Consider the following 23792-nt stretch of genomic DNA (forward strand, 5'->3'; position numbering starts at 1 on the left):
AGCCGATACTCGGGCGCGACGCTCAGGAGTCGCGGCGGGTATTCCTTCGCGGCGCGATGAAGACGGCCCAGACAGCCACACCCAGGGCCGGACCTAGCGCGATGCCGAGAGCGACGTTGTCGAAAAGACCTCCGACGAGGAGGCCGAAGGCAGCGCCAAATGCGATCCAGATCCCGAGATTTGCCCAGATCCCGAGACCTGCGGGCGGGGGCGTGTTGCTCGTCATTGCATCTCTCCTAAGGACGCGGGCGGACAGGGCTGACAATCTGGCGGCCCATCACGGCGGATGTTGGTGTTCGCGTTGTCCGGTGGTGCGGAGCGGCCGAGTGCCCGCCGCGGCTACGCCGTGGCACGGCGGATGACCCTGTACCCGCCGACGGCGAACGCGGCGGCGACCAGGACCGGCCAGCCGGCGAGCAGCGCCGTGGGGGACTGGTCGAGCAACCAGCGGCCGATCGCGTGCCATTGCCGGGTCCACGTGATCGGCGCGGCGGCCAGCCCGAGCGCTGTGAAGGCCAGGGTGAGGCTGGCGAGGACGCCGGTGGTGCCCCAGCGCAGGTACAACGTGCCGAGCAGGATCCCGAGGTGGGTCACGACCAGTATGGGAACCGCGTACCCGAGCGGGAGCAGCACCGGGTTGGCGTCATCCATGAACGGCAGGCCGAAGAAGCGCATCCCCATCCCCCAGTAGCCGGTGGCCTGTTCCACGGCGCGCAGCAGGCAGAGCACCAGCGCGTAGACCACCGACTGGACGACCGCGAGCAGCGACCAGGCCAGGTAGAACTCCCGGCGGGTCACGCTCATGCCCAGCGCGTACGGGAAGATCTGGGTGACCGAGACGGTGGCCATCCCGATCGCAACGCCGCACAGGCTGACCAGGCCGCCGGTGTTCCTCACGCCGTCGCCCGGGTCGTAGTTCGCCATGAAGGTCAACAGGTTGATGCCGAACGTGACGGCCGTCATGCCCCACGTCCAGCCCAGGATCTGCGGCCAGGCCGGCATCTGGAGACGGGCTACCTGACGGATGCGGTTCATCGGGCGGCCTCCCGGTCCGCCGGCGCCGTTGTCGTCGGCCCTGCGGTCAGGCGGACCACGAGTTGCTGCAACGACAGCGGCTCCAGTTCGACGTTCAGCGTCTGCGCGAGCGCCTTCGCGTGCGGTCCGAGCCCACCGAGGATGGTCGACCGGACCAGGCCGCTCAACCGCTCGCGGTGCAACTCGGTGCGTCCGGCCGCGAACCCGTCCACGGCCTCCGCCCGACCGGTGGCCGCCACCGCCCGCCCGCGCAGGTCGTCGGCGTCCTCATCGAGCAGCAGCCGGCCACGGTCGATGAGCAGCACCCGCTCGACCAGATCGCTCACCTCGTCGATGAGGTGGGTGGAAAGCACCACGGTGCGGGGATACCCGGCGTAGTCGGCGAGCAGGCGGTCGTAGAAAAGCTGCCGGGCGGCCGGGTCGAGCCCGAGGTACGGCTCGTCGAAGAACGTCAGGGGCGCCCGCGCGGCCAGCCCGACGGTCACGCCGAGGGCCGACAGCATGCCCCGCGAGAGCCTGCGGACCAGCCGCCCGGCCGGTAGCTGGAAGTCCGCGGCGAGGCCGTGCGCGAACGTGTCGTCCCAGTTCGCAAACAGCCGGCGTGCGGTGCGAAAGACGTGGCGCACGGTGTAGACGTGGGGGTAGCGCTGGCTCTCCCGGACGAAACAGACCTTCGACAGGACGGCCGGGTTCTCCACCGGTGGCGCGTCGAAGACCGACACGTTCCCCGACGACGCGAACGCCTGCCCGGTGAGGATCTGCATCAGGGTGGTCTTGCCCGCCCCGTTGCGCCCGAGCAGGCCGTAGATCGTGTGCTCGGCCAGCGCGAAGCTCACGTCGTCGAGCGCCGTGACGTCACCAAAGCGCTTGGTCACCCCGTGTGCGGTTACCACCGCCGTCATCTCAGGTCCCTCCCGGCAACCGCACCGAATGAATCGATCATCTTCATAAGCTCGTCGTGGCCGATGCCGAGCTTGCGCGCCTCGGCGAGCAGGGGTTCCACGTACTGTTCGGTGAACCGTTCCCGTCGCCGCTCGCGCAGCCTGGCCCGGGCGCCACCGGCGACGAACATGCCGATGCCGCGTCGCTTGTAGAGCGTTCCCTCCGACACGAGCTGGTTGACGCCCTTGGCCGCGGTGGCCGGGTTGATCCGGTGAAAGGCGGCAAGCTCGTTGGTGGATGGGACCTGGGCCTCCTCCACCAGCGACCCGTCGATGATCGAGTTCTCGATCAGCTCGGCGATCTGAAGGAAGATCGGTCGGTCGTCGTCCATCTTTGGCTTAGCCGCCCAACTGGTTAGCTACTTGTGTAGCTAACCATGCAATCTTGCGCCGCGGCCGTCAAGCAGCCGGGCGTCCCGCGACCTCAGTCGGCGGCGGCGCCGGGACCCGTTTCCCAGGGGCGCGCACGCCCTACCACGATCATGAAGCTAATCCGGGTTGCCCGCCTCCGGAGCTTGCGCAGCGCCGCCGAGCGAAAGGCGCTTGGCCACATCCAGCCGTACCTCGCCGTAGGGCTGGACATGCTGCCAGAACAGCGGGGTCAGCCCGCGCCGGTCGGCGGGTTTGAGCATGGTGGCCCATTCGGGGTCGGCCAGGACATCTTGGAGCATCAGGGTGTTGATGTACACGAGCGCGGCCTGCAGAATGCGCAGGCACAACACGCTCATCTCTAGCTCCTCGCGCCGGTTGGTGGCGATGTCGCCGCCCTTGCCGTAGAAGATGACCGAGTTCGCTCCGTTGGAGGACTCCACCACGTTGAGCCCTTCCTGGATCTCTCGCTGGAGCTCGCGCAGGCGCAGATAGCGGGCGACGAAGATGGTCTTCTGCGCCCGGCCGACCTCCAGCATGGCCTGGTAGGTGGGATGGGAGGCGGACTCGGTGAAGCGGCGCAGGATCGCCTCGGTGGAGGCGGTGCCCTGCTTGATCGCGGTGGCGTATTTGATCATCTGGTCGTAGTTCTGTTCGATCAGGTCCCAGCGGATCGGCCGGGTCATCGCCGGCGTCAGCCGCGGGTACAGGTCGCTTTCGCCGCTCTCGATCCGGTAGAGCTTGACCTTGTTGATCTGCTTGATGCGCGGTAGCAGGTCAAGGCCCAAGAGCCTGGTCACGCCGAACCCGATTTCGGTCTGGCCATGGGAGTCGACATAGTTTCCCTCGACCTTCATGGTGGTGCCGTGCCGGACCGCGCCCTCGATCATCGCGTGCACCTCCGAGGCCGAGGCGCGCAGAGTCTGCGAGTGCACCACCATGGACCCGCGCTCGATGTGCCAGTAGATGAGGATGCCGCGGCCGCCGTACCGCGAATGCCACTCAGTGAAAAATTCTGATCATAGGCGCGCACATGCGTGGAGTCGGAGGCGACCGTGGTCGTCCCCTCGCCCCACAGCGCCACGTCCCGGGCGGTGAAGGTGGCGTTCGCGATCGCGATCGCGATGTCGGTGGCGACCTGCGGGGTCAGATAGCGGCGCCGGACGTAGCGGATATCGTCTTCGCTGTGGGCGTGGCCACCGGAGGCCACGGCCCGGATCCCGGTGTTGGTGCCGTACCCGAAGATCGCGAGCATCAGCCGCTCGGCCAGCACCTCGGGCTTGAGGCTGGAGCCGCCCACCACCGAGGTGACCGCCTTCAGGCAGCCGGTGCGCAGCACCGCCTCCTTGAGCATGTCGATCAGCGGGACCGATCCCCAGCGCTGGCCCACCTTGTTCTTGATCTTGCGCAGGTTCCGCGGCTCATCCGCCGGGCCGAGCTTCGTCAGCTTGATCGCGCCAGACTTACGTTCGGAGATCGCCAGCCAGTCCAGCTTCGGCAGCGCGGTGTCGAGCGACTCCAGCTCGGCGCGCATCTCGGCCTTCAACTCGGCGATGAAGTCCTTCGGGTCCAGCGGCTTGCGCAGCTCGGCGTAGTTCTCCACGCGGCGGGCGACGAAGTCCTTGGGCAGGTCCTCCTCCGGGTCGCGGAAGGAGTGGGCGCCGACCACCCAGATCTCCTTGCACCGCAGGGCCTCGCGCAGCGCCTGGAAGGTGACGATCTCATACACCATCCGCACCACCCGCCGACGCCCGCGCTTGTCGTCCTTGAACACCAGGTCCTCCCACTCACCAGCGGTGCCGCGGTGTTCGGGCACCACCTCGCCGCGCGGGTAATAGGTGGTGTTGCCCGCCTTGGCGTGGCGGCGGATCAACTTCAGCGCCTCGATCACCGGCTGGAAGGCGGTGTTGTTGCTCTTGAACTCCAGGCTGTCCAGCAGCGCGATCAGGCCGCGCCGGTAGTGGTTGGTGTAGGAGGCGCGCAGCGTGGTCTGCACCGTGGTTCGGTAGGCCGGGCCCTTGGTCTTGAACTCGTGCACCAGATCCCGCAGCGTATGCTCGCCGCCGCTGACAGCCGGGAAGATGACCTGGCGGACCGAATCGTCGGGCTGGCCGAGCGCGGCGTCGGCGACCTTGAACAGGATGTTCTCCTTGCCGGTCACCCGCTTGAACGCGTTGATCAGCTCCTTGGTCACCTTGCTGTCGGCCCGCGCCTTGATTCGGTGCACGGTGGCGATCAGCAGTTCCACCAGCGCGCGTCGGTGATCTCCCGCTCCCGCTCCTGGACCAGCGCCGCCAGCAGCAGCACCGTCAGCTCGCGCGGATGCGTGCGCATGTGGGAGGGCGCTTCCACCGCCGCCCGGGCCCGCCAAGCGGCCAGCACTTTGGGCGCCACGTCGACGAACAACCCGGGCGGCAGCTCGATCGAGCGCGCCGCCGCCAGCTTGCGGATCTCGGTCATCATCGACTCCAGGCTCACGTTGCCCGGCGCGGACTTGATCAACGCCAGGAGGCCGGAGTCGACGTCGTCATCGTCCTCGGCAGGTGCCTCACCTATAGGTTCCTGACGGTCACCGGCCCCCTCGTTCACCGCGCGGCTCGCATCTTCGATGCCGACCAGCGCGTAGATCCGCTGCGTGGTCTCGGGACTCAACCGGGAGGCGATCCGCACCGACCAGGCGACCTCCGCGTTGTACAGGGCCGAGGCCACGATCCGGGAGATCCGTCCAGGCGCCGGCGGTTCGATCCGCTCCTCGCGCAGATGCTTGAGCAACTCCTCCCGAACCCGTTCAGGCCGCCGCTCGGCGCGCGCGACCTCCTCGGCCAGCCACACCGCCAGCTTCGTTGCGTCCTCGGTCGTGCAGGTGCGAAAGCCCAGGTGCGTACGGATCTGACTGCGGTGGTACTCGATCGTGGAGCCGGACCACTCATAAAAGCCGAGCTCCGAGGCAGGAACCCGGACCTGCTTGGCCACGTGCTCAACCACGTCTTCCGGCAGCTCTGAACGGCCGCGCGGGAACCTGCCGTGCTGCGTGTAGAACTTCAGCAAGATCGCGAAGCCGAGTCGCGTGGCGTCGCGCTTTCCGGCGATCAGGTCGCGCTCTTCATCCAGGATCGTCCAGTGCTCGACCAACTCGTCGATGTGCATCGGGGGGTGTTTCATGACCACCCAGCATTGACCAGGCAAGTTACAGCAAGATCAACGCCGTTTGGGGCTCATGACACGTCTCTTACCGGCACCCCTGGTAGTGAGGCACCGTCGATCACGCCGGGGTGGTGCTGAATGACTTTGAGTCGGTGCTTGATCATGCGGGTGAGGTGGTCCAGGTCGGTGGCCAGGAAGTTGGCCATGGAGCGTTTCATTAGCGACCACACGCTCTCGGCCGGGTTGAGTTCGGGGGCGTAGGCCGGCAGGTAGAACACCGACAGCCAGTCGGCGTGGGCGTCGATGAACGCCCGCATCGCCGCCGAGTGGTGGATGTTCAGGTTGTCCCAGATCAGCACGATCTTCCCGCCGGGCAGGTGCTGGTGGGCGCCGTTCAGCATGCTCTTGTACTCGTTCAGGGTGAAGGCGGCGCGTTCGCCTTTGCGGCGGCGGTAGTGGTGCAGCCGGTAGATCAGCCGGGACCGCTCGCCGGGCCGGTAGCAGACCATCCCGGCGACCGAGATGCGGGCACCGTGTTCGCCGCCGTGCACCCTCACTTGCGGCCACACCTGGTCCTTCCACACCTGCACGGCGTGATCGTCGCGTTCGACGGCGCGGCGTCCGGCCACCTGTACCGACCAGCCGTTGCGGCGCAGCAGCAGCGACACCCCCGGCAGGGTGTAGTCGATCCCGAACAGCCGGCGAATCAGCGCGGCCACCCGGCCCAGCGTCCGCCGCTGGTCATCGGCATACCCGTGCGCGGCCGGACCGCGGTTCAGTTCGGCCTCCAACCGCGCGAAGGCGGCCTGGTCCAGCCGCGGCCTGCGGTGCGGGCCCTTGGACCGCAGCGCCTCGGCCCCGCCCTCACGCCAGGTCCGCCGCCACTTCTCCACCTGCCGCAGCCCGACTCGGAGCTCGGAGGCGATCCATTAGTGCTACCTACTCTTGTGATCTCATCGCGTTGGCCAGTTGCGCGATCGGGTCGGCGGTGACGCGATGACGAGACCGTCCGGTGGGCCAGGTCGAGAATTCGTCGTCCGGCCAACGCGGGATCAGATGGAAGTGCAGATGCGGAACCGATTGCTCCGAGTCGGGCCCGCTGGCATGAAGAATGTTCACACCGCTGGCATCAAGGGTGACGCGTATGGCCTTGGCCAGGCGCTGGACCAATGCCATGGCTTCGGCAAGCGGCCCGGACGGCGTGTCGAAGATATCGGTGTAGTGATCTGTCGGGATGACCAGCGCGTGTCCTGGCGCGAGGGGGCGTAGCGGCGCGAACGCGGCGGCGGAGGACTCACGAGCGACCCAGCGCGCGCTGTTCGACTTGAGTAGGTCACAGAAGACGCACTCCATGAGGAGCGATACTGCCGCTTTCGGATAATGAAGGAAACTCAGCCGCGTACGGGTGAACGTATCGGGACCAGCCCAGCCAACGCGACCGGTCGAGGCCGCCGAGAACCCGTGGGGTCGGGTCAGGTTGGATGTGGCGCGCTGTTAGGTGGTCGGGTCTTTCTGCCAGATCGATACGTGTTTGGTGCTCTCAGCAGTGAGCTTCGAGCGGTACCAGTCCGCCCAGCGGTACTTCAGGCTCAGCCCGGCGATGCGCGCCATGAGGTCCATCTCGGACGGCCAGGCATACCGGAAGGGAATGCGGCGGAACCGCCCCGTCCCGCCTGGCGACACGGTGACGTGGTTCGACGTGAACTCCTGCGTGACGACGTCGTACTGGTCGAACCCGACATAGCCGCCGCCGTCGGCGTCGGGCGCCACCGCGAACGGGACGACGTCCTGTCCGGGTGGTAGGCGACGCAGATCCGGCAGGCCCACCTCGATGAGGAACAGCCCGCCCGGCCGCAGGTGCGCAGCCGCATTGCGGAAGACGTTGACCTGCCCGTCCTGTGTGGTCACGTTGCTGATCGTATTGAACACCAGATAGACCAGCGAGAACTGACCGGCCACCCGCTTCGTCGTCATATCGCCGATCGTGACTTCGACCGCGTCGCCCCCCGGTTTGCCCGCGATCCGTGCCGCCATCGCCCGGCTCAGTTCGATGCCGCTCACTGGAACCCCGCGAGCGGCCAGCGGCACGGCGATCCGCCCGGTGCCGACGGCGAACTCGAGTACCGGGCCCTCGGCAAGGTCTTCGAGGACGTCCACAGCGGGCGTCACCACCTCGGGTGCGTTCGCGCCGCCCGGAGCGTCGTAGCGCGCGGCCACGCTCTCGGGGAACCAGCCGTCCGCCGGGTCATCTCCCGTGTTCGCCTCACTGGTCATGGTCGCCGACGCTACGCCCATAACCGTGCGCTCCTCACCCCATTTTCGACGTCCAGTAAGGCCACGACATCCGATCGCCTGTCATCGCCCCGATCATGGGGGTCGGCTTCAGCCACCGGCCACCAACCGTATCCAGATCGCCGAGCGGGCGATCGAACTAACCCCATACGCGAGCACGCTGGTCAGTACGCCGACAGTGGGCACCGACTCCTTTGGGACGCGTCGGAGTTCCCTCCGCTTGACCAGGAGAAACAGAACGAAAAACGAACGGCAAGATAAATGACTGAACGGGACACGGTGGCATGACCAGTACCCGCCCGGCGAGCGTTCATCAAACGGATAGCTAGACGAACGTCCCGATGCCCGAGCCGGTCACCTGTGGTGTCTTTCTGCCGTTTGTCCGGCCACGCCCTACAGTGTCGATCATGGGTGCCGACTTGCATGAGAGCGCGGTGGTGGCCGACGCGCACAACGACCTGCTGATGGCGGTGGTGGCCCGTCCGCCCGCACGGTGGGCGTCCTTCTTCAGGGAGCGGTGGCTGCCGCAGCTCCGCGCCGGCGGAGTCGATCTCCAGGTGCTCCCGGTGTTCATCGACGGCCAGTTCAGGCCCGAGGGGGCGCTGCGCGAGACGCTGCGGATGATCGAGTGCGCGCACGCGATCGCCGAGGGGAACGCCGAGGACGTCCGGCTCTGCCTCGACGGGCCGCAGATCGACGCGGCACTGGTCGAGGGGAAGATCGCGCTGGTCCTGGCCCTGGAGAGCATGCCCGGGCTGGACGCGAACGTCGAGCTCCTCGCGACCGTGCATCGGCTGGGCGTCCGGGTCGCCTCGCTGGCGCACTGGGGACGCACCCCGCTCGCCGACGGCAGCGGCGAGGACGCTACCGCAAGCCGTCTGACCGCCGCGGGCGTCGAGGCCGTGGGTGAGATGGAACGGCTCGGCATCCTGCTGGACATCTCCCATCTGGGCGCGAGCGGCGTGGAGCACGTTCTCGAGATCGCGTCCCGGCCGGTGATCGCGACCCATTCCAGTGCCCGCGCCCTGCGCGATCACCACCGCAACCTGACCGACGACCAGATCCGGGGCGTAGCGGCGTCCGGCGGCGTGGTCTGCGTGAACTTCCTGCCGGGCTTCCTGGCCGACGATCCGTCCGGCTACACCGTCGCCCGGCTGGCCGACCACATCGAGCACGTCGCGTCTGTAGCGGGCCTCGACCACGTCGGCCTTGGCCCGGACTTCGTCCGCGAGGTCTTCACCGACCTCACCCCGCCCTGCTGCGAGGACCCTGCGGCGACCGTCGACTTCGACGTCATGGCCACCCTCCCCGGCCTGGCCGGCCCCTCGGGCCTCCCCCTGCTCACCCGCGAACTTCTCGCCCGCGGCCTGCCCGAGCCCGACATCCGCAAGATCCTCGGTGGCAACCTCCACGAGCTGCTCACCACCCATCTCGCCTGACCTCAAGACCTGCCGGCTCCGTCCCGTTCCGGCTGAACGAGCAGTTCGCCAAGCGGTCGGCATGTCGATCCGCGCCCTGGGCGTCCCCGTACACGGCAAGGCCGAGGGGCACCAGGGCCCCATGGTGGACGTCCGTCACCGGCGGCGCCGGTGGATTAGGGCCGCCATCACGACAGCGGGCAGGGTAGTCAGGGGTCCAGAAGAACAATGGTCGGCACCATCGGAACGTGGTGGAACGTAGTCGTAGCACGGTGTGGGCGCGTTGCCAGTGCGGGCCGTCGGGCAGGGGTGGCGGTCGGTGTTCGATGGCGGCCTTGGGTGCTGGTCTACAACGCGCAGTTCAACACGTGGTTGCCGTCCAGGCCGTTGTAGAAGGGCGCGGCGATCAGCCCTTCGGCGGCCAGCACCCTAGTTCCGGCGGTGAACAGGTCGGCGGGCAGTGCCCGAGCACGGTCGGGGGCGGGGCCGTCGAAGGTACGGGTGACCAGTACCGCGCACCCGGGCTCGGCCACCTCACGGTGCACTGGGGTGCTGCCGCCAGGTGCGCCACCCTATTCGCTCGACTGGCCAAGCGAGTGCCTTTGCGTGGGCCATCCAGGCGGCGGGGGTCCTGCCTACGGCCGTTTGGCTTGTGGCTGCGAGGGTTGTGGTGCGGGAAGTGGGAGGGCCAAGCCGGTTTTGATGGTGTCGAAGACGACCAGGGTCTCGTACCGCTTGATGTTGTCGTCCGCTTTGAACAGGCGGTCGCCGAGCCGGCTGCAGTCGCGCATGCTCCGCGCGGCTAGAACGACCACGTAGTCCCACGGTCCGGCGACCCGGTAGGACTGCTGGACCTGGGGTTCTGCGCGCATCCGTTCGGCGAATTCTCGGTGGTGCTCGAACGACTCCTGGGCCAGAGTCACCAGGACCGTGGCCAGGATGGTGGGGCCGAAGCGGTGCGGGTCGAGGACGGTGACCTGCCTGGTGATGAGGCCGTCCTTGCGGTAGCGGGCGATCCGGCGCTGGACGGCGCTGGGGGAGAGCCCGACCTGTTCGCCCAGGTCGTGCAGGGTGCGTCCGGAGTCGTGTTGGAGAAGGTCCAGCAGGAGTGCGTCGATCTCGTCGAGACGCGGGGGTGGCGGTTCGGGCATGCAAGATTATTGCGTGGCGGTGCAAGAATTCTCAATCGGTTCGATCGGGGGTTCCATTAGCGTCGGGCAGGTCCGGGAGGCCCCGAAGGAAAGGTGAGGCGCGTGGATCTGGACCTGGCGCGGATCGAGAAGGCCATGCAGGTGATCGATCCGGTGTTTCTGCACACCCCGCAGTACGTCGACGAGCAGTTGTGCCAGGCGCTGGGCGGCCGTGCGGTGACGGTGAAAGTGGAGACGGCCAATCCGGTGCGCAGTTTCAAGGGCCGAGGCGCCGATCTGATGCTGAGCACGCTTGCCCCCGGCACGCCTGTGGTGTGCGCGAGTTCGGGCAACTTCGGGCAGGCCATCGCTTATGCGGGACGGTCTCGCGGGATGCCGGTCGAAGTGTTCGTGTCCGAGACGATCAATCCCCGCAAGCGGGAACGGATGGAGACGTTCGGCGCCGAGGTCATCGTGGCCGAGGGCGACGGGGCCTCGGCGCGAGAAGCCGCGGCCGCTCACGCTCGGCGCCATCCCGACCGCGTCTACCTGCAAGACGGTGTCCAGGCCGCGATCTCCGAAGGCGCCGGGACGATCGGGGTCGAACTGACCCGTGGCGGACCGGGCGGCGCTGGTGGTCCGGGATTTGACGCCGTCGTGCTTCCGGTAGGCGACGGCGCGCTGATCAACGGCGTGGGACGTTGGATGAAGGAGCACGCTCCCGGCACGCGGATCGTGGGGGTCAACGTCGAAGGCGCCCCCTCGATGCTGGAAAGCCTGCGCGCCGGCCGCGCGGTCTGCATCGAGCGCACTCGCACCTTCGCTGACGGCATCGCGGTGCGCAACCCGCCGGAGGCCTCGGTGCGGCGGGCTCGCACCCTGGTGGACGAGATCATCCTGGTGACCGACGAAGCCATCGCCGCCGCCATGGAGCTGGCCGCGCACACGCTCGGGATCGTCTTGGAACCGGCGGGAGCGGCGGGCCTGGCGGCGATCGCCGAGGGCATGGTTTCCGGCGATCGATTGGCGACGGTGTTGACCGGCGCCAATCCGCGTCCCGAACAGGCATTGGGGCGGTTGAGGGCGAGCGAACAGGAGGCGCGCTGAAGGGGCGGGGCGCAGAGGAACAGGAGCAGGTTCATGTCGGTATCAGTGCTTGACATGTCGATGTCGCTCGACGGGTACATCGCGGGCCCGAACGACAAACCGGGCAACGCCGGTGGCGACGGCTTCGTCCGGCTCCACGAATGGGGCCTCACGGCGGACGGGGAGTTCCGCCGGTCCGGTCCGGCCGGGGAGGTGCTCGGCGAAATGGCGACGTCCGGCGCGGTCCTGGCGGGACGGCGTACCGCGGAGCAGGTCGATCACTGGGGCGGTGATCACAACGGCCAGGGCATCCCGATCTTCGTGGCCAGCCATCGGCCACCCGACCCGTCCGTGGCGAACTATCCGCTGGTCACCTACGTGACCGACGGCATCGAAAACGCGATGGCGCAAGCCAAGGCCGCCGCCGGGGATCGGCACGTGCACGTGATCGGCGCCTACACGGCGCAGCGGGCGATCGAGGCCGGGGTGCTGGACGAGGTGCAGGTCCATCTGGTGCCGGTGCTGTTCGGAGGTGGCCGGCGATTGTTCGACGTGCTGCCGTCGCGCGTGGAGCTCGACGTCGTCCGGGTGATCGACACACCGGAGGCCACCCACATCCGCTACCGCATCCGCCGCTGAGCCGTTTGGAGACGCTGGGCCGGGCCAGGACGGCCCCCCATCCGGCAGCGCTTCTGGCCACCACTGCCGTGGACGAGGGTCGCGGCCGGTGAGACCGGCTCTACTGATACCGACTTATCGTCGCCGACCCGGACCGATTTGGGTTATGACCACCACACAACAATGGAGGTAAGCGCAGTGAAGCGCATCGGCATCATCGGAGTGGGCGAGATCGGCCGGGCCATCGTGACGGGCTTGTGTGACGGGCACGACGAGCCGCCGGAAATATTCCTCTCACCTCGAGGAACGGGCACGGTCGCGGAACTGTCCGAGCGCTTCGAGGGCGTGTGGGTGTGCGCCGACAACCAGGATGTGGTGGACCGGTCCGAGGTGGTGATCATCGCCGTACGCCGCCAGGACCGGGACGAAGCCCTCACCGGCCTCAGAGTGGAGGGCGACAAACCGGTGGTCAGCGTGATGGCCGGCGTTGGCATCGATGATCTGCGTCAGACACTGGCCACCGACGTCCCGCTGGTCCGGGCCATTCCTCTGCCCGCCGTACGCGAACGCCGCTCCGTCACGGTGACGTGCCCGTCGCATCCGACGGTGGACGCCCTCTTCGAGCGCCTGGGCGGAGTGCTTCCGGTCGGGGACGAGGCGGCCTTCGACGTCTTCTCCGCGCTGACGGGCACGCTGACCACCCACTACTGGTATCTCGCCACCCTCACCTCGTGGGCCGCCGGCCACGGCATCGCCCCCGACGACGCTGACAGTTACGTTCGCGGCCTCTTCCAGGGCGTCGGCCGCGCCCTGGGCGACAAGACCCGCTCCCTGCACCAGCTCGCCGCCGACCACGAGACCCCGAACGGAATCAACGAACGCATCCGCACCACATGGTTCGACCAGGCCAATTCCGAAGCCCTTAACAAGGCCCTCGATGACCTCCTCACCGACCTTCAGGGACAACGGGACAGCGGTCAGCGATAACAGCAACTTCACATCCCGTCTCTCGCAACGATTCATTCGGCACGTGGGACGTGACGAGGCCAGGGCACGCCTGCGATCGATCAGTCGTCGAAGTAGGCCCTGGCAACGGCGTAGGTGTCCTCGTAGAGGTGGTAGCGGGTGATCCGCCCCTCCCGGACCGTGGTGTGCAGAGCGAACGCGGTGTCGATTTCCCGGCCCGTCTTCTTGACCTCGGAGAGCATGCGCCCAATGAGCACAACGTCGTCGCCTTCGGCGATTACCTGATGGAGCTCGAACTCCTTGGCCTGCACATGGGTCTGGAGCAACTCGAAGAACGTCCGCATGTCCTCCGCCGAGCCGACCTCCGGCACCCATGGAATGCCCGGCGGATGCGGGATCGAGAACGACACCGAGTCAGCGAACAATGCCGCCGCCTCCGCGCTCTTCCCCTCGGCCAGCAGGGGGAACAAGCGTTGTACAGTCTGCGCCGGTGACTCTGCCGTCATGGGCGTCGACTCTACAGGTCGAACATTTCCTGCAAGCCCATCATGTCCCGATTCATCGATGAGCTCAACCGCGCTGAGAACCCAGTAGTGGCGCCCGCCAACAGGTGTGTGCCGACTCCGGCAGCCCCGGGCGGTGGCGGCGAGTCGCATCACGCGACGCCGGCGCTTCAAGGTCGACCATTGCGGGAGCCGTTGACCGACGTGTCACCAGCCGCAAATGAGGACGATGTGGGCAGCCGAGTTAGACCGGGTGCGGGGAGCCCGGCAGGCGGTGAGGACGGTCAGCGCTGCTGCGGCGGGCAGAGGGGCGGCGTGTCGCCGGGGTGCGCCGTCCGGAGGTGGGGGCGCGCGACGGTCGGTCATGTATGCCCACCCGGTGGTGCGGCCTTTGGGCAGGCGCGGGAGGACCCGGACGGTGCCGAGAGCCGAACACGCAATCGACCGCGCCACCCTTGGAGGCCCCTGGGCGAGGCGTGTTACCTCATCGTCGTGCGGTGCGTCCTGGTGGTGACACCGTCGTAGACCGGGGGACCGGTGACCGAAGAGGAACAGCTCGCTGCGAAGTTCGATGGCCAGCGCCCTTACCTCCAGGCGAGCTCGAGTCCACGAACTGACCGGCTCCTGCGCATCGAAGGGCCGTCCCTTCGGGCATGACCGCACCGTGCGGCGGTGCGCGCCCGTCGGAGGCCGCGTTGCCGTCGGGAGGTGGAGCCGGGCGGGCACGAGTGGCCCGCCCGGCTCCACCTTCGCTAGTACCCGGCCATCAGGGTGAAGGTGAAGCCGGTGCTCGTCGTGCGGCGCAGCGGAGTGTCGCACTTGATCCGCCGCAGTACCTCGTTCCTGCTGAGGCCGAGCCCGCGCGCGATGAGCCGATCCGGGCGGACCGGGACCGGGTCCTCGAGGACGACCTGCACCTGTACCGGCCACGCCTCGTCCAGCGGAACCGGTGTGGTGTGCAGCCTCCAGGCCCCCCTCCAGTCCAGGGTGTAGCGGTTGCGTCGGGCGAGCAGCGGATCCAGCAGCCTGGACGCCACCATTTCCGGATCGTTGACGCGGTAGGCGTGGAGTGCGGCCGGATCGAAGGATCGGACCGGTACTCGCTGGTGCACGGTGAGCTTGCTCGTCCGGTTGCAGGACACGCATTGGACCAGCAGCCACACGTCCAGCAGCTTGCCGTTGGCGTTGACCCGGAACCTGCCCTCGCCGGTCGTGGCCGTCTCCGACCGGCAGTCCACGCACCGTAGGGACAGGAGAGGCAGCCTGGTTCGGCGGACGACCCAGGGCAGCCCAATATGAGGTTGTGAAGACATGATCTCTCTAGACCTGACACGAGGCCGATTACGCGCGGCCTCGAACGCTGTATGACCGGGCGCGCCTGGGCAGCCCGGCGGAACCGACGGCAGCGTCGGCTACAGGTGAGCGGAAGAAGGTGTCAGGTTTAAAGAGCAGGCGGGGTCACGCGGTCTGTCCTCTGTCCTCACTACGACGGGCCGTAGGCAACCTATGGGAGCGCGGAAGGAAGCATCAAACGGTTTATGGCCGAGGTTCCGTCAAGGTCAATGGAGGTCCCTCTGCGCGAAGGCGGCTCAGCTCCCGGCCCGGCCGAGGACGCAGAACTCGTTGCCCTCCGGGTCCGCTAGGACGGTCCACGGGACGTCGCCCTGGCCGAGGTCGATGTCGACCGCCCCGAGGGTTCGCAGGCGGGCCACCTCCGCCTCCTTGCCGTCAACGGGGTCCGGTAGAAGGTCGAGATGGACGCGGTTCCACCATGACCTCTCGCCAGGTGCGCGGAGGAACTCCAGGTAGGGTCCGATGCCCTCGGAAGAACGCAGCACCGCGTGATCGTCGGTCACCTCGTGCAGGGTCCAGTCCAGCGCCTCGTCCCAGAACCGGGCCATGGCCCGCGGGTCCGCGCAGTCGACCACCACCACGGCGATCGGCCCGGTGTCACGGTAGATCTCCCGGGGCTCCAGCACGCAGAACACGTTGCCCTCCGGGTCGGCCAGGACCGTCCACGGGACGTCGCCCTGGCCCACGTCCGCGGGCGTCGCCCCGAGATCCTTCAGGCGCGAGACCAGCTCCGCCTGGTGGGCCTCGGAGGTGGTGGCGAGATCGATGTGCACGCCGTACTTCACCGTTTCGGGGTCCGGGACGGCGACGAAATCGATGCAGACGGCGCTGGGGTCCGGCCAGGAGAAGCCCACGGGTTCGACGTTGGTCACACCCGGTCCCTCGCTGGAGACGCCCCAGCCGAGCGCCTCCGCCCAGAACCGGCCGAGGCGCGAGTCGTCCCCAGCCTTGTAGTTCACCTGAACAAGTCGCAGCGTCATAGCGCCCAACCTATGCCCAGACGAATGAGCGATAGGTATCGGCCAGCGGGCCCCACCCCCTGGACTTGATCTTCCGTGTCCTCCCCGGCGGGCGCTCATGCCCTCGTGGTCCGTCCGACACGCCAGGGACACGGTCGCCACCGCCGACTCGGCGCCGGGTCGCGTTCACCGGTTGGCGGCTAGTACTGCCGCGAGGCCTTCTTGCAGGTCCTTGACGAAGTACTCGGGAACCTCCAGCGACGGGAAGTGCCCGCCTTTTGCGGGGGACCTCCACCGGACGATCTGTCGGTACCGCTCCTGCGCCCAGGGGCGCGGGCACTTCTCGATGTCGCGGGGATAGATGCTGATCGCTGACGGGACGTCGACCCGAAGTTCCGGGTCCATTGAGGCGTGGCTCTCGTAGTAGATGCGGGCTGCCGATGCGCCGGTCCGGGTCAGCCAGTACAGCGTGACATCGTCGAGAATTCGGTCTCTGGAGATCGTCTCGAACGGGCTGTCTTCGGTATCTGACCAGTCGGCGAACTTGTCGAGGATCCAGGCAAGAAGCCCGACCGGTGAGTCGACGAGCGAGTAGCCGATGGTCTGCGGTCGGGTCGCCTGCTGCTTCGCGTACGCCGCCCGGTGGTGCCAGAAATGGTGGGTTTCCTCAGTCCACCTGCGCTCGACCGTTGTCAGCCCGTCCGTTGTCAGCCCGGGTGGTCCCTCCGCGAAGGTGGTGTGGATGCCGAGAACCTGCTCCGGGAACCTGCCGCCGATGACCGTGGTGATATTTCCTCCCCAGTCACCGCCGTGGGCTGCGAACTTGCTGTAGCCGAGCCTTCCCATCAGCTCCACCCACGCGGCCGCGATCTTCTCGGTTCCCCATCCGGTGGTGGCCGGCTTGTCGCTGTAACCGAAGCCTGGCAGCGATGGACACACGACGTGGAACGCCGGCGTGCCCGCGTCTTTTGGATCTGCCAGTTCGTCCACCACGTCGATGAACTCGGCGATGCTGCCCGGCCAGCCGTGCGTCAGGATCAGCGGCGTGGCGTCTGCGCGCGCGGATCGGCGATGCAGGAAGTGGATCCCCAGATCGTCAATGGTCGTGCGGAACTGGCCGATCTGGTTGAGGCGCTCTTCGAACGACCGCCAGTCGTACCCGGTGCGCCAGTAGTCCACGACATCGACCAGGTCGGCGAGAGGAACGCCCTGGTCCCATCGGCGAGGGTCAGGCGCGGCGCGATGCACCGTCTCGGCCTCTGGCAGGCGCGCCGCGGCCAGTCGCCCGCGCAGATCGTCGAGGTCAGCGTCAGTCGCATGGGCTTCGAATGCCTGGACGTCGCTGGTCGGACGGAACATGAGACCTCCTGGCTTGGCGGAACCGGCTAAGACGGTTCTAGTGTGTCTTCATACCCGCGCGCAACCCGCCGGCCCCGGGATCCTTCAGGAAGCCCCACCCCGGGGGCGGGGCGTTCGCAGCGCAACCCGTGACGAGCCGCCGGCTCGCATACACGCCCGCCTGCCCCCGCGGCTTCGGGGTGCCGGATGGGCGATCGAGGCTAAGGTGGTTCCATGCGTGCTGGGTTCCCTGACTTTCGCCTCGGTAGCGTGCTGGCGACCAGCTTCACGGGGACTCTGACAGAACGTAATGGCACCCCATTGGAGCGCATTCCCACACCGCAGCGACTCGTCGACTGGCTGGCAGTGAACGACCTAGCCGTGGACTCCTGCACCACTGCCCAACTCGAGCGTGCTCGGGAACTGAGGGAAGCGATCCACGCCGCCGCGACGGCGGCCGCGCTTCAGAGCGCTCTCCCTGTGTCGGCGATCCAGATCATCAATGACTGCAGCATTCAGGGTCGGGCCGCGGCCGTCCTGACGCCCGACGGTGATCGTCAGTGGCGTTTCGGTGCGGATTCCTGTGTAGAAGATGCCCTGAGCGTGATCGCCGCCGATGCGATCAGCATCCTCGCAGGTGAGCGAGACGGAAAGTTGGCCTTGTGCGCGTCGCCAACGTGCCAGGCCGCCTTCTTCGACACCAGCCAGAGCCGCACCCGCAAATGGTGCGACATGAACACGTGCGGGAATCGCCAGAAGAAGGCACGCTTCCATGCCAACCACCGCAAGAATGAGAAAGCCACGCCCACGGGTGTCATCTAACCTCCTGAGACGCTAGACAGCGTGGAGATTGTGACTTCTCTGCGGCATAGGTGTTCGCCGTCTGATCAGCGTTCCAGGTGGAGCAGGCGGAGCACGTTCAACCCGAGTGCATGAGGATCGATAGTTCGACTCTGCCATCATGGGATATGCATGCGCCGTCGAGGTCGGGGGCCGGGACCCGGCGCGCCAGGTTGTGCGCGCCGTGGTCCACAGGACCCGATCAGATGGCCGGTCGGCAAACGGACCCAGGGAAACGCCGGGGTCGCCATCGCGGCGGCCTGCTGCGACCCCCGTGTCGACGGCTCAGCGGCTCAGGGCGGTCTCCTGCTGCACGCGTGACAGCTTCTCGGGGTTGCGGACGAAGTAGAGGCCGGTGATCAGGCCGTTCTCCACGCGCATCGCCAGGACGCCGTCGAGTTCCCCGTTCAGGCGGATGATGAGGCCCGGCCAGCCGTTGACCTGGACCGGCTCGACCGACGCGTCGTGGGTGAACCTGGTCAGGCCGGCGGAGAGCACGCGTCCCACCTTGCGGGCTCCCACGATGGGCCGCGGAACGGCCTGCTTGAGTCCGCCGCCATCGCTCAGGGCGACGACGTCGGGCGCGAGGATGTCGAGGAGGTCCTGCAGGTCGCCGGTTTCGACCGCTTTCTGGAAGGCGGCGAGTGCGGCTCGGGTGTCGGCGGGGGAGACGACGACGTCACGCGGGCGGCGAGCCGCGACGTGCGCCCGTGCCCGGTGCGCGATCTGGCGGACGGCGGCCGCGCTCTTGTCGACGGCCTCGGCGATCTCGTCGTAGGCCAGATCGAACACCTCGCGCAGCACGAACACCGCCCGCTCGGTCGGGGAGAGCGTCTCCATCACCAGCAGCATCGCCATCGAGACGCTGTCGGCCAGCTCCACGTCCTCGGCGACGTCCGGCGTGGTGAGCAGCGGCTCGGGCAGCCAGGGTCCGACGTAGGACTCCTTGCGGCGGCCGAGCGTGCGCAACCGGGTGAGCGCCTGGCGGGTGGTGATCCGAACCAGGTAGGCACGCTGGTCCCGGACGGTGTCCAGATCGACGCCCGCCCATCGCAGCCAGGTCTCCTGGAGGACGTCCTCCGCGTCCGCGGCCGAGCCGAGCATCTCGTAGGCCACGGTGAACAGCAGGTTGCGGTGGGTGACGAACGCCGCGGTGGCGGAGTCCACCTGATCGCCGGGAGTGCGAGGCTCGTCCGCCCCCGTGGTGTCCTCGCTCATGGCCCGCTCCTTCGGTCTCGACTGTGCCACACGCACAAGACAGCGGTACCCACTGATTTGTGACGGTGGTGTACGACACATCGCGGCGCTGTCACAGGGATCGGACCGCCGGCATCTCCATGTGCGTCAGGACGCCGCGCCGACGATTCGCGCGGCACGCACACCTCGCGGACAAGGACGCACTCATGGCAACCACGAAGGCGCCGGGCCCGGCGGTCTCGCCGCGCCGCTGGGCCGCGCTTCTCTTCATCGGCCTGGGCCAACTAATGATCATCCTGGACGCCACCGTGGTGAACATCGCGCTGCCGTCGCTCCAGCGGGACCTCGCGATCTCCGACGGCGACCGGCAGTGGATCATCACCGCGTACACGCTGGCGTTCGGCAGCCTGCTGCTGCTCGGCGGCCGGATCGCCGACTACACCGGCCGCAAGCGGGCCTTCCTGGTCGCGCTGCTCGGCTTCGCCGCCGCTTCGGCGCTCGGGGGCGCGGCGGCGAACGTCGAGATGCTGCTGGTGGCCCGTGCCCTGCAGGGAGGGTTCGGCGCGCTGCTCGGGCCGTCCGCGCTGTCGCTGCTGACGGTGACGTTCACCGAGCCGAAGGACCGCGCCAAGGCGTTCGGGATCTGGGGCGGCATCGCCGGAGCGGGCGGTGCGGTCGGCCTGCTGGTCGGCGGGGCGCTGACCGACTACCTGGACTGGCGCTGGTGCCTGTACGTCAACATCCCCATCGCCTTGCTCGCGGCGGTCGGCGGGTTCGCGTTGCTGGAGGAGTCGCGGCGCGACGGCAAGGCCAGGTTCGACGTCCCCGGCGTGCTGCTGGTGACCGGCGGGCTCGTCGCGGTCGTGTACGGGACCGGCCAGGCCGAGTCCGACGGCTGGGGCTCGGCGAAGGTCGTCGGCCTCCTGGCCGCCGGCGCGGTGCTGCTCGCCGCGTTCGCCTTCGTCGAGAGCCGGGTGCGGCAGCCGCTGCTGCCGCTGCGCGTGGTCGCCAGCCGCACCCGCGGCGGCGCCTACATGGCCGTGGGCATGGCCGTGATCGGGATGTTCGGGGCGTTCCTGTTCATGACCTACTACATGCAGGTCGTCAAGGGGTACTCGCCGGTGAAGACGGGCGTGGCCTTCCTCCCGATGGCCACGGTGGTCCTGCTCTCGGCCGGCGGGCTCACCACCCGGCTGCTGCCCAAGGTGCCGCCCCGGGCGCTGATCGTGCCCGGGATGGTCATCAGCTCCGCCGGCATGCTGTGGATGCTCACCCTGGAGACCGACACCGGGTACGCCGCCGGCGTGCTGGTCGCGCAGCTGCTGCTCGGCTTCGGCGCGGGCATGATCATGCCGGTGGCCATCAACTACGCCACCCACGGCGTCGCCAGGGACGACGCGGGCGTGGCCTCGGCCACCGTCAACACCGCGCAGCAGATCGGCGGCTCGATCGGCACCGCCCTGCTGAACACCATCGCCACCAGCGCGACCGTGGACTACCTGGCCTCGCACGGCACCAGCCCCGTCACGGCCAGGCAGGCGGTGGTGGAGGGGTTCGCGACGGCCAGTGCGTGGGCCGCGGGCATCATCCTGGTCGGCGCGCTGGTCGTGGCCGTGCTGATGAACACGCCGCGTCCCGACAACGCGCCCGTCGAGGACGCCGACGGCGCGGTGGACGCCGACAGCGCCGAGGCGCTGCTCGCCCACCCCTGATCCTCGGCGGATCACCCCGATGCGGCGTGGTCAAGGAATCACCGGATACGCGGTTCCCTGACCGCGCCGCCGGCGTGCCCGCCGTCGGCTCAGGCGTCGGGGCCGCCGGGCTTCACAGGCGGGAGGTTCGCGGCAACGTCCGCGAGGGCGCGGATGCGGGCGTTCTCGCGGGCGGTCACCCAGATGGGGCCGATCGGAACCGCGGGCAGATCGCGGATGGGAATGAGCTTGAGGTCGTGGCGGTGGGTCAGCAGCGAGGTGAAGGCGTCGACGCTCGGGTGGACGAGGTGCCCCCGGGCGACCGCGGCCGTCATCACGCCGTAGTCGTCATCACCGAGGTCGTAGGTGCGGTGGATCGGCTTGCCCGAGGGGGTGGCCGGCGGCACGAAATGGTCGAAGAGGACGCGGGGGAACCGGGGCGGCAGCGCGCTGGTGCGGCGGCCGGCGAGGTCTTCCACCGAGATCGAGTCCTTGGCCGCCAGCGGGTCGGCCGCCGCGGCCACCAGCACCCGGGCGGTGTGGTCGATCGCCGGGCCCGCGGTCAGGTCGGACTGCTCGTCGCGATCGAGGATGAGATACGAGATCAGGACGTCGATCTCGTTGCCGCGAAGCGGCTCGTAGAGGTCGGCGTACGGAACGTTGCTCAGGGAGAGGCGCCTTCCGGGGTGGCGGGCCTCGTAGGCGCGGATCAGATGGCTGAGGGCCTCGCCACCGGTTGGCAGCAGGAATCCGACGCGCAGCGTTCCGCCGGCCTGGCGGGCCTCGGCGCGGGCGTCGCGGAGAGCGTCCAGCAGCAGGCGGTAGGCGGGTTCGGCCTCGGCGCGGAGGCGGCGGCCCAGCGGGGTGAGGCGGACCCGGCGGCTGGTGCGCTCGAACAGCGGGGCGCCGATGTGGCGCTCCAGTGCGGCCACGGCCCGGCTCACCTGCGGCTGGGTGAGATGCAGCCGGTCGGCGGTGTGGCCGAAGTGCAGTTCGTCGGCCAGCGTCAGGAAGACCTCCAGCTGCCGTAAATCCATCGTCGACGTCTCCGGCCAGGTCGGTCACTATCCATGCGGCGTCCGCATCGATCGTTGCACAGATCGGTGTTGCCGGTCGATCCCGCCGATGCCCACCCTCGTAGGCAGTACGGGCTGCTCCTCCAGGTCTGAAGGTCTCCATGACACATGTGCTCAAGTCTCCGGTCACCGCCGCCGGCGGGCTGCGGCTGTCGCAGCCCGCCGGCCGGTGGGTGGTCGTGGCCACCTCGCTGGGGGCGGGCCTGGTGCTGCTGGAGACCACGGTCCTGAACGTCGCGCTGCCGGAGATCGCGCGCGAGCTGGGGACGGGCATGGCGGGCATGCAGTGGACGGTGAACGCGTTCGCGCTGGCGCTGTCCGCGCTGATCCTCGTCGGCGGCGCGCTCGGGGACCGCTACGGGCGGCGGCGGACGTACCTGGCGGGCCTCGTCCTGTTCGCGGTCGCCTCGCTGCTGGGCGGCTTCGCGCCGACCGTCGGCTGGCTGGTGGCCGCGCGGGCGCTGCAGGGCGTCGGGGCCGCGCTGCTCGTCCCGGGGTCCCTGGCGCTCATCCAGGCCTCGTTCCGGCCCGGCGACCGGGCGCGGGCGGTCGGCGCCTGGTCGGGCATGAGCGGGGTGGCCGGCGCGGCCGGGCCGCTGCTCGGCGGCGTGGTGGTCGATGTCGCGGGATGGCGCTGGGTGTTCTGGATCAACATCCCGATCGCGGCGGTGGTGGCGGGACTGGTGCTCCGCCACGTCCCCGAGACCCGCGACGAGGCGGTGCCCGGCCGTTTCGACGCGGCCGGGGCCGCGCTGGCGGCGATCGGTCTCGGCGGCCTGACCTACAGCCTCACCGACGCTTCCGGCGGCCTGCCGGTCGCCGTCGCGGCGGCCGCGGTCGGCATGCTCGCGATGGTCGCCTTCGTGCTGGTCGAACGGCGCGCCTCGGCGCCCATGCTGCCGCTGGGACTGTTCTCCGCCCGGGAGTTCAGCGCGGCGAACCTGGCATCGTTCTGCCTCTACGGGGCCGTCGCGGGGCTGTTCTTCCTGCTGCCGATGCAGCTCCAGATCACCAGCGGCTACTCGCCGCTGGCCACCGGGACGGCGCTGCTGCCGATCACGGTCGTGGTCCTCGTCCTGTCGCCCCGCGCGGGCACGCTCGTCACCCGCGCCGGCTCCCGCGTCCTGCTCACTGCGGGGTCCGTGGTCTGCGCGATCGGGGCGCTGATGGCGGTGCGGGTCGGCCCGGACGCCTCCTATGTGCCCGACGTGCTCCCGGTCATCGTCGCCACGGGGCTGGGCATCTCGGCGATCACCGCGCCGATCAGCGTGACGGTCCTGTCCGCCGTGCCGGACGGTCGCGCCGGCATCGCCAGCGGCGTCAACAACGGCGTCGCCCGCGCGGCGGGGCTGCTGGTCGTGGCCGCGCTGCCGCTGCTCGCGAACCTGCCCGAGGACGCCACTCGCAATCCAGAGGCCTTGAGCCAGGGGTTCGGTGTGAGCATGTTCGCCTGCGCCGCGCTGTTCCTGCTCGGTGCCCTGGTGGCCTGGTGGGGGATCGGTCGCGCGCCCCGTTCGCGGTAGCCGGAGGACGCCTCACTCGGGCATCTGCCGTCCATGGTGTTCGGCGACGGCGGTGAACGCCTCGGAGCCGAAGCGCGCGTTGCCGACCGCCCCCTCGTAGACGATCCCGGTTTCGTAACTGATGCCTCTGGCCCGCATGTCACTCCCCATCAATAGGTACTAGCCGTACCGCCGCTGGCCGAGCCGCGTCGTGCTCGGGATTTGCCGCTTACCGGCGGCCGGCCACGACGGTGCGGCCGCCCGACACCGGCAGTCTCCGCGGCGACGCCGTGCTGCTGCTGCGCAACCAGTTCGTGGTGCGCGGGGTCCCGAA

At 68.7% G+C, this 23792-nt stretch carries 24 protein-coding genes and 1 pseudogene; 7 read left to right on the forward strand and 18 right to left on the reverse strand.

All coding sequences use genetic code 11. The annotated features are described in order from the left end of the window. Positions 1–22: 22 nt before the first annotated feature. From K8Z49_RS05365 to K8Z49_RS05405, 9 genes and pseudogenes are all read right to left on the reverse strand, one after another. A complete protein-coding gene (locus tag K8Z49_RS05365; RefSeq protein WP_143118576.1) occupies positions 23–226 on the reverse strand; it encodes a glycine zipper family protein in 204 nt (67 codons plus the stop codon). A 113-nt stretch (positions 227–339) separates the two neighbouring features. After that, positions 340–1035, reverse strand: a complete 696-nt coding sequence (locus K8Z49_RS05370) for a hypothetical protein (protein WP_075022314.1) — start codon at positions 1033–1035, stop codon at positions 340–342. Further along, complete coding sequence (locus tag K8Z49_RS05375) at positions 1032–1937, reverse strand: ABC transporter ATP-binding protein (RefSeq protein WP_075022315.1); 906 nt, start codon at positions 1935–1937, stop codon at positions 1032–1034. Before K8Z49_RS05375 ends, K8Z49_RS05370 begins: the two co-directional genes overlap by 4 nt. Further along, entirely contained in the window at positions 1934–2308 is a 375-nt protein-coding gene (locus K8Z49_RS05380; protein ID WP_075022316.1) for a GntR family transcriptional regulator, read from the reverse strand. Before K8Z49_RS05380 ends, K8Z49_RS05375 begins: the two co-directional genes overlap by 4 nt. A gap of 156 nt (positions 2309–2464) precedes the next feature. Beyond that, positions 2465–4077 (reverse strand): annotated as a pseudogene (locus K8Z49_RS05385) (transposase). Positions 4078–4580: 503 nt separating this feature from the next. Beyond that, positions 4581–5492 (reverse strand): DUF4158 domain-containing protein, encoded by a 912-nt coding sequence (locus K8Z49_RS05390; RefSeq protein ID WP_412517741.1) that lies wholly within the window; start codon positions 5490–5492, stop codon positions 4581–4583. Between the two features lie 68 nt (positions 5493–5560). Further along, complete coding sequence (locus K8Z49_RS05395) at positions 5561–6382, reverse strand: transposase (RefSeq protein ID WP_412517742.1); 822 nt, start codon at positions 6380–6382, stop codon at positions 5561–5563. A gap of 46 nt (positions 6383–6428) precedes the next feature. Further along, positions 6429–6842 carry an HIT family protein gene (locus K8Z49_RS05400; RefSeq protein ID WP_412517743.1) on the reverse strand — a complete coding sequence of 138 codons (414 nt, stop codon included), beginning with the start codon at positions 6840–6842 and terminating at the stop codon, positions 6429–6431. A 141-nt stretch (positions 6843–6983) separates the two neighbouring features. Next, a complete protein-coding gene (locus K8Z49_RS05405) occupies positions 6984–7763 on the reverse strand; it encodes a methyltransferase domain-containing protein (protein ID WP_412517744.1) in 780 nt (259 codons plus the stop codon). A 425-nt stretch (positions 7764–8188) separates the two neighbouring features. Between K8Z49_RS05405 and K8Z49_RS05410 the strand changes: the two genes are divergently transcribed. Continuing rightward, on the forward strand, positions 8189–9220 hold the full coding sequence (locus K8Z49_RS05410; protein ID WP_412517745.1) for a dipeptidase: 1032 nt from the start codon (positions 8189–8191) through the stop codon (positions 9218–9220). Between the two features lie 326 nt (positions 9221–9546). On the opposite strand, the gene K8Z49_RS05415 is transcribed toward K8Z49_RS05410, so the two are convergent. Further along, on the reverse strand, positions 9547–9732 hold the full coding sequence (locus K8Z49_RS05415; RefSeq protein WP_412517746.1) for a hypothetical protein: 186 nt from the start codon (positions 9730–9732) through the stop codon (positions 9547–9549). A 102-nt stretch (positions 9733–9834) separates the two neighbouring features. Further along, on the reverse strand, positions 9835–10350 hold the full coding sequence (locus K8Z49_RS05420; RefSeq protein WP_412517747.1) for an Lrp/AsnC family transcriptional regulator: 516 nt from the start codon (positions 10348–10350) through the stop codon (positions 9835–9837). Positions 10351–10452: 102 nt separating this feature from the next. Between K8Z49_RS05420 and K8Z49_RS05425 the strand changes: the two genes are divergently transcribed. From K8Z49_RS05425 to K8Z49_RS05435, 3 genes are all read left to right on the forward strand, one after another. After that, the gene (locus K8Z49_RS05425; RefSeq protein WP_412517748.1) at positions 10453–11436 is read left to right on the forward strand and encodes a threonine/serine dehydratase; all 984 of its coding nucleotides are present in this window, start codon (positions 10453–10455) and stop codon (positions 11434–11436) included. Between the two features lie 33 nt (positions 11437–11469). Beyond that, the gene (locus tag K8Z49_RS05430) at positions 11470–12054 is read left to right on the forward strand and encodes a dihydrofolate reductase family protein (RefSeq protein WP_412517749.1); all 585 of its coding nucleotides are present in this window, start codon (positions 11470–11472) and stop codon (positions 12052–12054) included. A gap of 177 nt (positions 12055–12231) precedes the next feature. Continuing rightward, positions 12232–13020: an NAD(P)-binding domain-containing protein gene (locus K8Z49_RS05435; protein WP_412517750.1), complete on the forward strand. Its 789-nt coding sequence runs from the start codon at positions 12232–12234 to the stop codon at positions 13018–13020. Between the two features lie 80 nt (positions 13021–13100). On the opposite strand, the gene K8Z49_RS05440 is transcribed toward K8Z49_RS05435, so the two are convergent. The 4 genes from K8Z49_RS05440 to K8Z49_RS05455 all read right to left on the reverse strand — a co-directional run bounded on the left by K8Z49_RS05440 (position 13101) and on the right by K8Z49_RS05455 (position 17173). After that, entirely contained in the window at positions 13101–13505 is a 405-nt protein-coding gene (locus K8Z49_RS05440) for a nuclear transport factor 2 family protein (protein ID WP_412517751.1), read from the reverse strand. Positions 13506–14254: 749 nt separating this feature from the next. Further along, entirely contained in the window at positions 14255–14740 is a 486-nt protein-coding gene (locus K8Z49_RS05445; protein ID WP_021594795.1) for a DUF1062 domain-containing protein, read from the reverse strand. 351 nt (positions 14741–15091) lie between these two features. Further along, a complete protein-coding gene (locus tag K8Z49_RS05450; protein ID WP_075022335.1) occupies positions 15092–15835 on the reverse strand; it encodes a VOC family protein in 744 nt (247 codons plus the stop codon). A 165-nt stretch (positions 15836–16000) separates the two neighbouring features. Beyond that, positions 16001–17173 carry an epoxide hydrolase family protein gene (locus tag K8Z49_RS05455; protein WP_412517752.1) on the reverse strand — a complete coding sequence of 391 codons (1173 nt, stop codon included), beginning with the start codon at positions 17171–17173 and terminating at the stop codon, positions 16001–16003. Between the two features lie 213 nt (positions 17174–17386). Here K8Z49_RS05455 and K8Z49_RS05460 point away from each other — a divergent pair, with 213 nt between their 5' ends. Further along, on the forward strand, positions 17387–17974 hold the full coding sequence (locus K8Z49_RS05460; RefSeq protein WP_412517753.1) for a CGNR zinc finger domain-containing protein: 588 nt from the start codon (positions 17387–17389) through the stop codon (positions 17972–17974). A gap of 303 nt (positions 17975–18277) precedes the next feature. Here K8Z49_RS05460 and K8Z49_RS05465 read toward each other — a convergent pair whose 3' ends face one another. Further along, entirely contained in the window at positions 18278–19210 is a 933-nt protein-coding gene (locus tag K8Z49_RS05465) for an RNA polymerase sigma-70 factor (protein ID WP_075022338.1), read from the reverse strand. Positions 19211–19395: 185 nt separating this feature from the next. On the opposite strand from K8Z49_RS05465, the gene K8Z49_RS05470 reads away from it, so the two are divergent. Further along, a complete protein-coding gene (locus tag K8Z49_RS05470; protein WP_111833454.1) occupies positions 19396–20901 on the forward strand; it encodes an MFS transporter in 1506 nt (501 codons plus the stop codon). Positions 20902–20990: 89 nt separating this feature from the next. On the opposite strand, the gene K8Z49_RS05475 is transcribed toward K8Z49_RS05470, so the two are convergent. Further along, a complete protein-coding gene (locus K8Z49_RS05475) occupies positions 20991–21917 on the reverse strand; it encodes a LysR family transcriptional regulator (RefSeq protein ID WP_021594801.1) in 927 nt (308 codons plus the stop codon). 140 nt (positions 21918–22057) lie between these two features. On the opposite strand from K8Z49_RS05475, the gene K8Z49_RS05480 reads away from it, so the two are divergent. Next, positions 22058–23479 carry an MFS transporter gene (locus K8Z49_RS05480; protein ID WP_111833455.1) on the forward strand — a complete coding sequence of 474 codons (1422 nt, stop codon included), beginning with the start codon at positions 22058–22060 and terminating at the stop codon, positions 23477–23479. Between the two features lie 12 nt (positions 23480–23491). On the opposite strand, the gene K8Z49_RS05485 is transcribed toward K8Z49_RS05480, so the two are convergent. Next, entirely contained in the window at positions 23492–23617 is a 126-nt protein-coding gene (locus K8Z49_RS05485) for a hypothetical protein (RefSeq protein ID WP_021594803.1), read from the reverse strand. Positions 23618–23792 lie beyond the last annotated feature (175 nt).

It is taken from the genome of Actinomadura madurae (assembly GCF_047130825.1).
GTDB lineage: Bacteria > Actinomycetota > Actinomycetes > Streptosporangiales > Streptosporangiaceae > Spirillospora > Spirillospora madurae.